The 14,493-nt window shown below is 63.7% G+C and carries 10 protein-coding genes; 6 read left to right on the forward strand and 4 right to left on the reverse strand.

Annotated elements, in window-relative coordinates; all coding sequences use genetic code 11:
- The first annotated feature begins 618 nt into the window (after positions 1-618).
- Complete coding sequence (locus LDL28_RS10560) at positions 619-1,935, forward strand: MFS transporter (RefSeq protein ID WP_233058512.1); 1,317 nt, start codon at positions 619-621, stop codon at positions 1,933-1,935.
- Positions 1,936-2,109: 174 nt separating this feature from the next.
- Here the strand turns inward: LDL28_RS10560 and LDL28_RS10565 are convergent, their stop codons facing one another.
- The 4 genes from LDL28_RS10565 to LDL28_RS10580 form a co-directional block, all read right to left on the reverse strand.
- A complete protein-coding gene (locus LDL28_RS10565; protein WP_233058513.1) occupies positions 2,110-2,400 on the reverse strand; it encodes a hypothetical protein in 291 nt (96 codons plus the stop codon).
- 143 nt (positions 2,401-2,543) lie between these two features.
- On the reverse strand, positions 2,544-3,614 hold the full coding sequence (gene hisC, locus LDL28_RS10570) for a histidinol-phosphate transaminase (protein WP_233058514.1): 1,071 nt from the start codon (positions 3,612-3,614) through the stop codon (positions 2,544-2,546).
- A 101-nt stretch (positions 3,615-3,715) separates the two neighbouring features.
- Complete coding sequence (locus LDL28_RS10575) at positions 3,716-4,264, reverse strand: ankyrin repeat domain-containing protein (RefSeq protein WP_233058515.1); 549 nt, start codon at positions 4,262-4,264, stop codon at positions 3,716-3,718.
- A 61-nt stretch (positions 4,265-4,325) separates the two neighbouring features.
- Positions 4,326-5,387, reverse strand: a complete 1,062-nt coding sequence (locus tag LDL28_RS10580; protein WP_233058516.1) for an MBL fold metallo-hydrolase — start codon at positions 5,385-5,387, stop codon at positions 4,326-4,328.
- 376 nt (positions 5,388-5,763) lie between these two features.
- Here LDL28_RS10580 and tkt point away from each other — a divergent pair, with 376 nt between their 5' ends.
- The 5 genes from tkt to LDL28_RS10605 all read left to right on the forward strand — a co-directional run bounded on the left by tkt (position 5,764) and on the right by LDL28_RS10605 (position 14,488).
- Positions 5,764-7,875, forward strand: coding sequence for a transketolase (gene tkt, locus LDL28_RS10585; RefSeq protein WP_233058517.1), 2,112 nt, complete (start codon positions 5,764-5,766; stop codon positions 7,873-7,875).
- Positions 7,876-7,998: 123 nt separating this feature from the next.
- Positions 7,999-10,857 carry a bifunctional transaldolase/phosoglucose isomerase gene (locus LDL28_RS10590; protein WP_233059270.1) on the forward strand — a complete coding sequence of 953 codons (2,859 nt, stop codon included), beginning with the start codon at positions 7,999-8,001 and terminating at the stop codon, positions 10,855-10,857.
- Between the two features lie 120 nt (positions 10,858-10,977).
- Positions 10,978-11,976: a phosphogluconate dehydrogenase (NAD(+)-dependent, decarboxylating) gene (gene gnd / locus LDL28_RS10595; RefSeq protein WP_233058518.1), complete on the forward strand. Its 999-nt coding sequence runs from the start codon at positions 10,978-10,980 to the stop codon at positions 11,974-11,976.
- A 150-nt stretch (positions 11,977-12,126) separates the two neighbouring features.
- Positions 12,127-13,656, forward strand: a complete 1,530-nt coding sequence (gene zwf / locus LDL28_RS10600) for a glucose-6-phosphate dehydrogenase (RefSeq protein WP_233058519.1) — start codon at positions 12,127-12,129, stop codon at positions 13,654-13,656.
- A 4-nt stretch (positions 13,657-13,660) separates the two neighbouring features.
- Complete coding sequence (locus tag LDL28_RS10605) at positions 13,661-14,488, forward strand: Cof-type HAD-IIB family hydrolase (protein WP_233058520.1); 828 nt, start codon at positions 13,661-13,663, stop codon at positions 14,486-14,488.
- Positions 14,489-14,493 lie beyond the last annotated feature (5 nt).

The following is a 14,493-nucleotide window of genomic DNA, read 5'->3' on the forward strand; positions in this document are numbered from 1 at the left end:
GAAAGATGGATCGGCCCCGCCCCGTGCCGCGCTGAAACAGGCTTCGGAATATATTGATATAATAAGGGGAAAATCGGAATCGTGGCGAAAATTCGAGAATTCTCTTACATTCTTGGGACTTTTTTAGTATAGATTGCTCCCACTGAATATATTTTTTGTGTTTTCGCGGAGGTTGGAAACTATCGGGTCACTGTGAAATCGTTCGGAACTGCAACGATTTCGTATATCTGACTGATTTATGGTCTTTCCAGCGTGAGAGATCACATGATCGTGCCCATTTTTCGGTACGATTTTGTGTTTTTTCATCAGGTTGTTATTGCAATGCGTGCCATGTGGCGCGTTTTCCTGCTGGATTGATGGCGTCTGCCGGTAACGCGTATGGGGAAAAACAGGCCCGCCAGCATGTTGCGCTGGCGTTCTGGCGCGGATGCCCGCGCCGTCCGGCCCCTCTGCTGTAACCGGTCCGGGTGACTGCACGCCCGAACTTGTGAAACTGAGGTTCCGCACTGGTGTTTCCGGCTAACCGGATCAGGCGGACGCAGCCTGCATCGACGCTCCGCAATGAGGTGGAGCCCCTCGTCTTCGTGTCGGCTGCCTGTGAAAGAGGAGAATCTCCCCTTGAAACAGACAGACAATCTGTCCGAATCAACGTCCTTTGCTGACCGGCTGGGCATTCCCGCCCCCCTGTTCTGGGGGTTTGTGGGGCTGCTGTTCTTCATGATCGGTGACGGGGTCGAGGCTGGCTATCTGGCCCCCTACCTTGAGGGGCATGGCGTTTCATCGCGGGATACCGCGCTTTTGTTCACCATTTACGGTGTGACCGTTTCCCTGTCCTCATGGGCGTCGGGGCCCTTGTCGGATCTGTGGGGGCCCAAGCGGGTCATGTGGATCGGGCTTGGCATCTGGGCGCTGTTCGAGGTGATGTTCCTGACCTTCGGCGTGGCGGTCAACAGCTACCCGATCATGCTGGCCGCCTACACCATGCGTGGTTTCGGCTACCCGCTGTTCACCTACGGCTTTCTGGTCTGGATCGCGGCGGCGACACCGCCGCGCCAGCTCGGCTCGGCGGCGGGGTGGTTCTGGTTCGCCTTTTCCGGCGGCCTGCCCACGCTGGGTTCGCTGTTCGCCAGCTTCGCCATTCCGGTGATAGGCGAGATGGCCACGTTCTGGTCCTCGCTGGGGCTGGTCATGTTCGGCGGGCTGCTTGCGCTGCTGATGACGCATGAGCCGACCGGCACGAAGCGCCTTGCCCGTCCCGGCACGCCTGTCGGTACGATCTTCTTCAGCTCCATCAGCATCCTGTGGCGTGAACCCAAGACGTTGATCGCCATGCTGGTGCGCACCATCAACACCTCGTCGGAATATGCGTTCCTCGTGATCATGCCGGCGTTCTTTACCAAGGTGATCGGGTTCTCGCTGTCGCAGTGGCTCCAGCTCCTGTCGATCATTTTCCTGGCGAACATCCTGGTCAACCTCGTATCGGGCATGACGGCGGACCGGCTTGGCCATCGGGCCGTGGTGGCGATTGGCGGCGGTGTGGGCGCGGCCCTTACCGTGCCGATGTTCTATTACGTGCCGATGATGTTCCCCGGCAACTTCACCATCGCGGCCATCATGGGCGCGGTGTATGGCGCGACGATCGCCGCTTTCGTGCCGCTGTCGGGTCTCGTGCCGCAGATCTGCCCCAAGGAAAAGGCCGCCGCGCTGTCCGCCCTCGGGCTGGGGGCTGGCGCCAGCACATGGGTTGGTCCGGCGATCGTGACATGGTTTGAATCATGGCACGGGATTGAAGGGATCATCTGGATCTTCTCGGGCCTGTATGTGGCGTCCGCCCTCATGACCCTGGTGCTGACCATCTCGCCCGAAGCCCGCCGCCATCTGGACGAAGCCGCGCTGCGTGGCGACATTGCCGAGGAACTGACCGTCGGCCACTGATGGTCCTTTCGCTTCCGTCCGAATCTGCAAAAGGCCCGCTGTTTCAGCGGGCCTTTTTCTTTGGCAGGCTGTTTGAAAAGCCAGTTCGGGAAGCGCCGCCTTCGCGCCGTGCGGCCCATGCGGGTCGCATGAAAAAAGGCCGGGGCTGCACCAGCACCCGGCCTTTCGTTTTTTTCAGATCCCGCGTTCGGGCCGCCTGCGTGGCGTACGCGGCTGCCCGGTGCCGGTCGTGCCGGCGCTGCCCGAGGGGGGGCGACGCTTCCCGTCGGCTTTCAGGGCGGGGGCGGCGGTGATTTCGCTTTCAAGCTGGCGGATGCGTTTTTGCACGCTTTCGCGCAGGGCGGGGGATGTATGCGATTTCATGGTCGCCAGCGTTTCGCGCAGGTCGCGTAGCTGCTTCTGCTTTTCAGCAAGCGAGCGGCGGATCGGCTGGTTGTCGGACATCTGTCCGTGGAATGCGCGCATGATAGGTATCCTGTGGACCTCGGGTCCAGGAAATGAGTTGCCAATTAACCGTGTGGTGGAAAGACGTGCGGCACGTACTGAACCCGTGCCCGCCGGTCAGGGCGGAGTGGACGGGCGTGGTATGTGATGAACCGGGGGCGGTGTCAGCCCCCGTCCTGCGCAAGCACTTCGGCCAGCCCCGTTACCAGGGCCTGACATTCGGCGTCCGTGCCAATGGTGATCCGTAGCCATTGCGCGATGCGCGGGGTCCGGAAATGACGCACGATGATGGCCCGTTCCCGCAGGGCGGATGCCAGATATGCGCCGTCATGGTCCGGATGCCGGGCAAATACGAAATTCGCCTGTGAGGGCAGAACCACGAACCCCATCTTCCCCAGGCTGTCTGTCAGCCTGTCGCGTGAGTTTATGATCTTCGCGCGGGTGTTTGCAAGCCATTCCCGATCCTCGATCGCGGCAATGGCCCCGGCCTGCGCCAGCCGGTCCAGCGGATAGGAGTTGAAGCTGTCCTTCACGCGGGTCAGCGCCGCGATCAGGTCGGGCTGGCCAATGGCGTAGCCCACCCGCAGCCCCGCCAGCGCGCTGGATTTGGACAGGGTGCGCACCACCAGCAGGTTGGGATGCCGGGCGACCAGCGCAACCGCCGTTTCCGCGCCGAAATCGACATAGGCCTCGTCAATCACCACGACCGCGTCCGGGTGGTCGGCAAGCAGGGTACGGATTTCAGACAGCGGCAGCGCCATGCCGGTCGGGGCGTTGGGGTTGGGGATGATGATGCCGCCACACGGCCTGCGGTAGGCGGCAATGTCGATGCGCATGCCCTCGTCCAGCGCCACCGTCTCGTGCCGGATGCCGTACAGCCCGCAATAGACCGGGTAGAAGCTGTAGCTGATGTCGGGGAACAGCAGGGGGGCCTCGTGGTTGAGCAGCCCCTGGAAGGCATGGGCCAGCACTTCATCCGAGCCATTGCCGACGAAGACATGGTCGGCGGGCACGTCATGCGCGTGCGCGATGGCGGCGCACAGCGCATGGGCCGTGGGGTCGGGATAGAGGCGCAGCGTATCGTCCGTCGCGGCCCGGATGGCGTCGAGCGCCCTGGGTGAGGGGCCGTACGGGCATTCATTGGTGTTGAGCTTGATCAGGTTGGCCAGTCTGGGCTGTTCCCCCGGCACATACGGGGTCAGGTGGTGGACGACAGGGCTCCAGAAACGGCTCATCAGGGAAAATTCCAGATTGATCGGGGTATGAACGAAGGCGCGCCGCCCGCCATATGGCACGGGCGGCGCGAGAGGGATCGGGGGGAAGGACGGGCGCGTGTTCAGCCCTGTACGGAGGCTTTCGTATGCTCCATCGCGGCCAGCAGGGCGGTATTGCCCTGGCGTGTGGCGAAGATGCGCGCGCTGATTCCCTCGCCATCACACAGGTCGGGATCAGCCCCGCGTTCCAGCAGGAAGGTGACCATGGGGTCGCGGTTGAACATCGCCGCGAAAATCAGCGGCGTGCGGCCGATATGGTTGGGCACGTCAATGCCCGCGCCATGTTCGAGCAGGATACGCGCGCATGGCAGGTCCCCCTTGAAGGCGACACCGGCCAGCGCGGTCGATCCCTTTTCATCGCGCAGGTCCGGCTTCGCCCCGGCGGCCAGCAGGGCGCGCACGGTTTCGGCATGGCCGTTATAGGCCGCGAGGATCAGCGCGGTATGGCCCTTGTCGTTACGGATGTCGGGATCGAGGCCCGCTTTTACGAATTCGGTCACAAGGTCGGTCTGCCCATCGCGCGCGGCGGACAGGAACAGGGCCTCGATTTCCGCGTTGCTGAAGGATTCGGGGGCTGCGGCCGGGTCGCCGCTGGCGGTTGTGTTGGTCATATGCCTGCCTAGCTGGTCGGTTTACGCAAAATGGGGGCCTGCCCCTGCGGGAGCGGTCGCATCATAAGACGGTTCGGCTGAAAAGAACATCGGGCAATCCCGGGTCGTCCGCGGGTGGCCATGGCATGTCGCGACATTCCCCATGCGCCATCACATCCATGGTCCGTGCCGCAAGCCCCGCCGCGCGCACGGCGGCGCGCAGGCGCTGGACAGGTTCGTCCATCGGTTCGTCCGTCAGGCGGAACGTGCCGAAATGCATGCCAATTCCCTGCCGCGCGCCCAGTTCGCGCAGGCCGGTCAGGGCTTCCTCCGGCGTGGTGTGCACGCTGGCCATGAGCGCGCGCGGCGCATAGGCCCCGATGGGCAGCAGTGCGATGTCCGGCGCGCCCAGCCGCGCGCGGATCAGGGACCAGTGGCGGCCATGGGCCGTATCACCAGCGAAGAAAAGCTGGTGGCCCGCCGCGTCGCGCAGCATGAACCCGCCCCACAGGCTCGTGTTGCGGTCAAAGGGCGTGCGGGCGGCCCCATGGCGGGCCGGGGTGCAGGTCACCCGCAACCCGTCCGTGCCGACGGTCTGCCACCAGTCCAGCTCCATGATGCGGCGCAGCCCGGTCCGACGCAGGAATCGGGCGTTTTCCAGCGGGACGACCACCAGCGGGTCATCGCCCCGCCGCGCCAGCGCGCGGAGCGTGGGCAGGTCCATATGGTCGTAATGGGCGTGGGAAATCAGCACGATATCAACCGGCGGCAGGTCGGCCAGCGCCCGCCCCGGCGCCCGCACCCGTTTCGGCCCCATGAACGGTAAGGGCGAGCAGCGTTGCGAGAAGATCGGGTCGGTCAGGATGCTCAGCACCGTGCCATCGGGCCGGGGCAGGCGGATCAGGAACGTGCTGTGCCCGATAAAGGTGATCTGCACGGTATTGTGTACCGGCATGGCATGGGGGTCGCCTGTGGGGGGCGGGTTCTCAACCCATCGTGGCCAGTCCGATGGGGGCCGGGTCCACTGCCATTCCACAATGGCCCGCCACCGCATCCGCCCCGGTGGCGCGGTTTCGGGGCGGATGGCGGGCGGATTGAAAAAGCGTGTGCCATCCGTGTGATCGCTGGCGGGTAACAGCGGCATGCACGAGCTCCGTGACCTTGCGTGTCGTAATCCGACAGGAGAGGGATGGGGCAGGGTTGTGTCAAATTCCGGGCCATCGGCGCATCACCCTGCAACCGGCCCGGTACGACTGCGCTGGTACAGGGTACAGGCCGGGCCTGGGGCCGCCCGGCGGATGGCGCTGGTAACGGCTTGATGAGATGGCTTGTTCCGTCCCCAAGGTCGTGAGAAGGTGCGTGCTGACAAAGCCTTTTGACCTTGCGACCCCGTTCTGCCCCGCCCGCAGGGCAGGCGCGTACGGGCGGTATGGAAAGAAAAAGAAGATAAGGTTGTCTGGCCCATGTCTCTGGCCTGATCGGGGCTGGACATAACCATGGCTGTAAGGAGGCCGGTTTTCATGCGTTCCCTGTTTACATCTCCCCCGATGGCGCCAGAAGGAGGCGGCAGCATGCCCACCAATATCGATACGCTGTGCATCAACACCATCCGCACGCTATCCATGGATGCGGTGCAGAAAGCGAATTCGGGCCATCCGGGTACCGCCATGGCGCTTGCCCCCGTGGCCTATACGCTGTGGCGCGATGTGCTGAACTACGATCCGGCCGACCCGCTATGGCCCAACCGCGACCGTTTCGTGCTTTCCATCGGGCACGCATCCATGCTGCTGTACTCGCTGATCTACCTTGCCGGTATCCGTGATGTGCGCCCCGGCAACCCCCCGGCGAACCGCCCGGCGCTGACGCTGGAGGATCTCGAACAGTTCCGTCAGCTTGACTCGCTCACCCCCGGCCACCCGGAATACCATCACACCGCCGGGGTCGAGACCACTACCGGCCCGCTGGGTCAGGGCTGCGGCAATTCGGTGGGCATGGCCATTGCCGAGAAGTGGCTGGCCGAACGCTACAACCGCCCCGGGTTCAGCCTGTTCGACCATCACATCTATACGCTGTGCGGTGATGGCGACAACATGGAGGGGATCTCCAGCGAGGCCGCGTCCATCGCGGGGCACCTGAAGCTGGGCAACCTGACGTGGATCTATGACAGCAACCAGATCTCCATCGAAGGCTCGACCAGGATCGCCTTTACCGAGAGCGTGCACAAACGCTTCGAGGCCTATGGCTGGCATGTCCTTGAACTCAAGGACGCCAACGATACCGGGGATTTCCGCCGCCTGCTGGCCGAGGCGAAGGCCGAGACCTCCCGCCCGACGCTGATCATCGTGCACTCCATCATCGGCTGGGGTGCGCCGCACCTTGCCGGCACGGCGGAGGCCCATGGCTCCCCGCTGGGGGTGGAGGAAATCCGCGAGACCAAGAAATTCTACGGCTGGCCGGAAGACAAGAGCTTCTACGTTCCCGACGGCGTGCCCGAACACTTCCAGCAGGGACTGGCCCCGCGCGGCGCCGCCGCCAGCAAGGCGTGGAACGAGCTGTTCGCCGCCTACCGCGCCAAATTCCCCGATGAGGCGAAGCAACTCGACCATATCTTCGCGGGCACCCTGCCCGAAGGCTGGGACGCGGATATTCCCGTATTCGACGCGGACGCCAAGGGTGTGGCCTCACGCGCGAGTTCGGGCAAGGTGCTCAATGTCATCGCGAAGAATTACCCGTGGATGATCGGCGGCTCGGCCGATCTGTCGCCTTCGACCAAGACGCACCTGACTTTCGACGGCGCGGGCGACTTCCAGCCGCCGCAGTGGGGGGGCACCTATGGCGGGCGCAACCTGCATTTCGGCGTGCGCGAACACGCCATGGGGTCGATCAGCAACGGTCTCGCGCTGTATGGGCTGCGGCCCTACTGCTCGGGCTTCCTGATCTTCTCCGATTACATGAAGCCGCCCATCCGCCTCTCGTCGCTCATGAAGCTGCCGGTGACCTATGTCTTCACCCATGACTCGATCGGCGTGGGCGAGGACGGCCCGACCCACCAGCCCATCGAGCAGCTTGCCCAGCTTCGCGCCACGCCGGGCGTGACCGTGCTGCGCCCCGCCGACGCCAACGAGGTGGCGGAAGCCTGGCGCACCCTGATCCAGCTTACGGATCGCCCCAGCGTGCTGGCGCTGAGCCGGCAGAACCTGCCCACCATCTGCCGCAAGACCTATGCGCCAGCGACAGGTCTGGCAAAAGGGGCCTATATCCTTGCGGATACGGACGGGCGGCCCGATGTTATCCTCATGGCAACGGGCAGCGAAGTCGGACTTATCATCAAGGCGGCGGAAAAGCTGAAGGCGGACGGCATCAAGGTGCGGCTTGTCTCCATGCCGTCATGGGATCTGTTCGAGGCCCAGCCCAAATCCTATCGTGACAGCGTGCTGCCGCCGGATGTGAGTGCGCGCGTGGCGGTGGAACAGGCCGCGCAGCTTGGCTGGGACCGCTACACCGGCCTGGCGGGCGAGACGATTGTCATGCACGGCTTTGGCGCCTCCGCCCCGGCGGAGAAGCTGGAAGTCAAATTCGGCTTCACGGTCGAGGCCGTGGTGGCCGCCGCCCGCAGGCAGGCCGGAAAATAAAAAAGGGGATCGGGGCAGGCAGGGCTTTCGGTCCTGCCTGTTCGGGTTCCGGGGAATGTCAGGCGGCGTGGACAGCCCGCGCCGCCGGGAAGCAAAGGAAGCACAGCCATGAGTGCGACAGCCATGAATGCGCGTGAATCTGGTGAAGAAAACCCGTTGAAGGAACTGGCCCGCTACGGCCAGTCCCCCTGGCTGGATTTTATCCAGCGGTCCTATACCGAAAATGGCAGCCTGAAAAAACTGGTGGATGAGGACGGCCTGAAGGGGGTGACCTCCAACCCCGCCATCTTCCAGAAAGCCATGGGGCAGGGCACGGATTACGATGCGCAGATCCGCTCCGTGCTGGAACACCGGATTGTCGATGCCGGTACGCTGTACGAACTGCTGGCCATTGACGATATCCGCGCCGCCGCGAAGGTGCTGTATCCCGTCTATGAACAGACGAAAGGCGTGGACGGCTATGTCAGCCTCGAGGTCTCGCCCTATCTGGCGCGTGACACCAGCGGCACGCTGACCGAGGCCCGCCGCCTGTGGAAGGCGGTCGATGCCCGCAACCTCATGATCAAGATTCCCGGCACGGACGAAGGCGTGCCCGCCATCCGCGCCGCCATTGGTGACGGGCTGAGCATCAACGTCACCCTGCTGTTCTCGTTCGATGCGTATAAAAAGGTGCTGGAAGCCTACATCGCCGGGCTGGAGGACCGTCTGGGCCGTGGCGAAAGTGTCGCGGGCATCGCCAGCGTCGCCTCCTTCTTCGTCAGTCGCATCGACGTGAAGATCGACAAGGAAATCGACGGTCGCGTCGCCGCCGGGGACAAGGAGACGCCCACCCTCAAGGCCCTGCGTGGCAAGGTGGCCATCGCCAACGCCAAGATGGCGTATGAATACTGGAAAAACGTCACCGCCAGCGCGCGGTGGAAAAAACTGGCCGATGCCGGGGCCATGCCGCAGCGCCTGCTCTGGGCCAGCACCGGCACGAAGGACAAGTCCTTCAGCGACGTGCTGTACGTGGATGGGCTGATCGGCCCCGAGACGGTCAACACCATCCCCCCCGCCACCTTCGACGCCTTCCGCGACCATGGCAAGGTGGCCGAGACCCTGACGCAGGACCTGCCCGGCGCGCGCAAGGTGCTGGCGGAAGCCGAGCGTCTTGGCCTTGACCTGGCCGGTGTGACGAAAACGCTGGTGGATGAGGGCGTTGCATCCTTCGCCGATGCGTTTGACGACCTGCTGGGGTCCGTCGCGGCCAAGCAGGCGGCGTTCCTTGGCAGGAAGGTCACGTCCACCGCCCTCAGTCTGCCCGCCGATCTGGACAGGGCGGTCAAGGCGGAGCAGGAGGAATGGCGCAAGGCAGGCAAGGTCCGCCGCCTGTGGCAGCACGACGCCACCCTATGGACCGGCAAGGACGAGGCAAGCTGGCTGAAATGGCTGGACATTACCGATGACCAGATCGCCGCCCTGTCGAAGTTCGAGGAATTCCAGGCCGAGGTGAAGGCGCGCGGCTTCCAGCATGCGCTTTTGCTGGGCATGGGCGGATCCAGCCTCGGCCCGGAAGTGTTGGCCCAGACATTCGGCAGGCATGAAGGCTTCCCGCACCTCCATGTGCTGGACAGCACGGACCCGCAGCAGGTGCGTGCGTTCCAGGACAGGATCGATATTTCCAAGACCCTGTTCATCGTCTCGTCCAAGTCGGGCGGCACGCTGGAGCCGAACATCCTCAAGGCCTATTTCTTCGACCAGGCGAAAAAGGTGCTGGGTGACAAGGTGGGATCCCACTTCATCACCGTGACCGACCCCGGCTCCCACATGGAAGACGTGGCGAAGAAGGACGGGTTCTGGAAAATTTTCTACGGTGAAAAGCAGATCGGTGGCCGGTATTCCGTGCTGTCCGATTTCGGGCTGGTGCCCGCCGCCGTGGCGGGCCTGCCGCTGAAGCTGCTGCTCGAATCCGCGCAGCGTGGGGAAAAGTCCTGCGCCGCCTCGGTCCCGCCCGTGCAGAATCCCGGCGTGGTGCTGGGCAGTGTGCTGGGTGTCGCCGCGCGTGATTTCGGTCGCGACAAGGTGACCATCATCGCCTCCCCCGGCATTTACGACATGGGGGCGTGGCTGGAGCAGTTGCTGGCGGAATCGACGGGCAAGGACGGCAAGGGCCTGATCCCCATCGATGACGAGACGATCGGCAAGCCCGATGTGTATGGCAAGGACCGCGTCTTCGCCTATCTGCGCCTGGCCGAGGATCCCTGCCCCCGTCAGGACGCGGCCTTCGCCGCCCTGGCCGAGGCGGGCGAGCCGGTCGTGACCATTGAACTGCATGAGCGCCGCCAGGTGCTGGAAGAGTTTTTCCGCTGGGAGTTCGCCACGGCGGTGGCCGGTTCGATCATCGGCATCAACGCCTTCAACCAGCCCGATGTCGAGGCCTCGAAGATCGAGACCAAGAAGATCACCAACGCCTATAACGAAACCGGCAGGCTGCCGCCGTACGAGCCGTTCGCCAAGGACGCGCCCTTCGCCTTCTACGCCGACCCCAAAAACGCGCAGGCGCTGGGTGCGGGCCAGACGGCGGAAGCGATCCTCAAGGCGCATTTCGCCCGCGCCGGGGCGGGTGATTACGTGGCGCTGCTGGCCTATATCGACCGTGACACGGCAACGCGCGAATGGATCCAGAAGGTCCGGCTGGACGTGCGTGATGCGCTGAAGGTCGCCACGGCCGCCGAATTCGGCCCGCGCTTCCAGCATTCGACCGGGCAGGCGTACAAGGGCGGCCCCAACACGGGCGTCTTCCTGCAGATCACCTGCGATGATGAGGTGAACCTGCCGGTGCCGGGTGAGAAATATACCTTTGGCATCGTGAAGGAAGCCCAGGCGCGTGGCGACATGGAGGTACTGGCCGAACGCGGCCGCCGTGTGCTGCGTGTCCACATCCACGGGGACCTGAAATCAGGTCTTGAAAAACTGGGGCAGGATATCGCCCGCGCGGTCTGATCCGCGGTTCCGGACCCGCCTTTTCTCACGAAAAGGCGGGTTTCTTGATAGCGGTCATTGGGAAATGGCCATGAAGGCGATAGGGATACAGCCCTATCCCATCTTCAGGAGTGTTTGATTATGCAAATCGGTATTGTTGGTCTTGGCAAGATGGGCGGCAACATTTCAATCCGCCTCACCCGCCATGGTCATGACGTGGTGGCCTATGATCGCGATTCCGCCGTTACCGCGAAAGTGTGCGAACAGGCCGAAGGTGGCCGGGCCACGGCGGCCACCGGGCTGAAGGACATGGTCGGCAAGCTGTCCGGCCGCAAGATCATCTGGCTCATGCTGCCCGCGGGCGAGGTGACGGAACAGGCGGTGCAGGAACTCGGCACGCTGATGGGCCGTGGTGATATCGTGATTGACGGTGGCAATTCCTTTTACAAGGACGATATCCGCCGCGCCGCCGAACTGGTGAAAAAGGGCATTGACTACATCGATGTCGGCACGTCCGGCGGGGTGTGGGGGCTGGAACGCGGCTACTGCATGATGTACGGCGGCACCAAGGAAGCGACCGATTACATCGACCCCATCCTGTCCGCGCTCGCGCCGGGGGTGGGTGACATTCCGCGCACGCCGGGCCGTGACAAGCCGGAATTCGACCCGCGCGCCGAACAGGGCTACCTGCATTGCGGTCCCGCCGGTTCCGGCCACTTCGTGAAGATGGTCCATAACGGCATCGAATACGGCATCATGCAGGCCTTCGCCGAAGGGTTCGACGTGATGAAGTCCAAGAACTCGACCGAACTGCCCGAAGACCAGCGTTTCGACCTGAACATGGCCGACATTGCCGAGGTCTGGCGCCGTGGCAGCGTGGTCTCCTCGTGGCTGCTCGACCTTTCGGCCAGCGCGCTGGCGGGCAACCCCGACCTGTCCAACTACAAGGGCGACGTGGCCGATTCCGGCGAGGGCCGCTGGACCATCGAGGCCGCGATCGAGGAAGCGGTGCCGGTGCCCGTCATTACCGCGTCGCTGTTCACGCGCTTCCGTTCGCGCACGGGCAACAACTATGCCGAGAAGATGCTGTCGGCCATGCGATTCGGCTTTGGCGGTCATATCGAAGGCACGAATAACTGACCCGACACCCGGTCGGTAACTGACTGGGTCGCCCGGGTGCTAGTTTTTCCGCCTCCGGCTGCTTCCAAAAAAGACAGCACATGAATGACTGCGCGCGGAACAGCCGGAGGGGGAATACAGGCGAAAAACAGTTCAGGAACAGTAGCAGACATGGAAAATATTATCGCCTCGGCAGTATCGCAGGTAGGGGATGCCGGCCATGAAAGCGCGCCCCGGCGCTGCCCGCCGGGATCGTTTGTCATTTTTGGCGGGGGCGGGGATCTGACGCATCGCCTCCTGCTTCCCGCCATCTACAACCTTGCCTGCGCCGGACTGCTGGATGATGGCTTCAATGTCGTTGCCGTTGACCGTGCGGACCTGACCGATGCGCAGTTGCGCCAGAGCATGTATGTGGCGCTGGAAAATTTCGTCGCCCGTCGCGGGGCCGAGGCCGTGGCCCTGCGCACGGACATATGGGACTGGCTCGCGCCGCGTATCCGCTACGTGCGCGGCGATTTCGAGACCGGGCAGACCTATCAGGACATTTCCGGCATCGTGGGGGAGCGGAACTGCATTTTCTACCTCGCCGTGGCCGCCCGTTTCTTCGGCCCCATCGTGGACCGGCTGGGCGAGGCCGGCCTTGTGCGCGAGGGACGCAATTCCTTCCGCCGGGTGATCGTGGAAAAGCCCTTCGGCCATGACCTGCCTTCGGCCATAGCGCTCAATACCCGGTTGCTGAACACGCTGACGGAACAGCAGATTTACCGGATCGACCATTATCTGGGCAAGGAGACGGTCCAGAACATCCTCGCCCTGCGTTTTTCCAACGGGTTTTTCGAGCCGTTGTGGAACCGCCAGAACATAGACCACGTCCAGATCACCGCCGCCGAGACGGTGGGCGTGGAACAGCGCGCCAAATTCTACGAAGGCACGGGCGCCGTGCGCGACATGGTGCCCAATCACGTCATGCAGCTTCTGGCCATGACGGCGATGGAAGCCCCCATTTCCTTCGATGCCGACGCCGTGCGCAATGAAAAGACGAAGGTGCTGGACGCCATTCACACCCTGTCACCCGATGACGTGGTGCGCGGGCAGTACGCCGCGGGCACAGTGGGCGACGTGGCGGTGCCGGGGTACCGGGAGGAACCGGGCGTTGATCCCCATTCCCTGACCGAGACCTACGTGGCCATGAAGTTCCAGATCGACAACTGGCGCTGGGCTGGCGTGCCGTTCTACGTGCGCACGGGCAAGCGGCTGGCCGCACGCAAGACCGAAATCGCGATTCACTTCAAGTCGGCGCCCTACGCGCTGTTCCGTGATACGCCGGTGGACCGTCTCGCCCCCAACATCATGGTCATGCACATCCAGCCCACCGAAGGGGTGACCATGCAGTTCTCGGCCAAGATCCCCGGCCCCGCCGTGCGGCTTGGCGGCGTGCGCATGAAGTTCGATTACGCCGAATGGTTCAGCGAAGGCCCCAGCACCGGATATGAAACCCTGATCTATGACTGCATGATCGGGGATGCGACGCTGTTCCAGCGCGCGGACAATATCGAGGCCGGATGGCGGGCCGTGCAGCCGGTTCTGGACTGGGGGCAGGACAGCCAGACGCTCGCCCTCTACACCGCGGGCAGCGAAGGGCCGAAGGCCGCCGACGCCCTGCTGGCGCGTGACCACCGGCACTGGCTGAAAATTGGATAATCATATGTCCCCGTCCGTTTCCCCCCCAGGCGACGTGCGTCTGGTCGTGTCCGACATCGACGGCACCCTCATCACCCCCGAGCGCGTGATCACACCGGCCGCCCACCGGGCCGCCGATGACCTGGAACGCGCCGGGATCCGGCTGAGCCTTGTCAGCAGCCGCGCGCCGCGCGGGATGATGCAGTATGTCCGGGCGCTGCGCATCAGCACCCCCATCGCGGGGCTGAATGGCGGGCTGATCTGTGATGCCGACGGCACGATACGCGAACGGCTGTCACTCGCCCCCGATGCCGTGCACAGGGCGGTGGAATTCCTGATCGCCAACAATGTCGAGCCCTGGCTGTTCATCGGCCATGACTGGCTGGTGCGGCAGATGGATACGCCACAGGTCCATCATGAACGCGAGGTGGTGCAGACCACGCCGGTGCAGGTGGCGGATTTTGCCGGGCATTACCACGATGTCGGCAAGATCATGGGCGTCTCGTCCGATAGCGCGCACCTGCCGGTGGTGGAGCGTGAACTGGCGGCCCTGCTGGGGGGGGAGGCCAGTGTGCATCGCTCCTCGCCCATCTATCTGGATATTACGCATCCCCGCGCGAACAAGGGCTATGCGGCGAAAGAGCTGGCGCGCCTGCTGGATGTCAGCATCCATGAGACGGCCTGCATAGGGGATATGAACAACGACATTCCCATGCTGAAGGAAGCCGGTGTCAGTATAGCCATGGGCAATGCACCACAGAATGTGAAGGCCCAGGCCCGTTACGTGACAAGACCCAACACACAGGACGGATGGGCGCATGCAATGGAAAGTTTTGTACTGTCCCGCGCATGATCGCG

This window comes from Komagataeibacter sp. FNDCR2, from assembly GCF_021295395.1.
GTDB lineage: Bacteria > Pseudomonadota > Alphaproteobacteria > Acetobacterales > Acetobacteraceae > Komagataeibacter.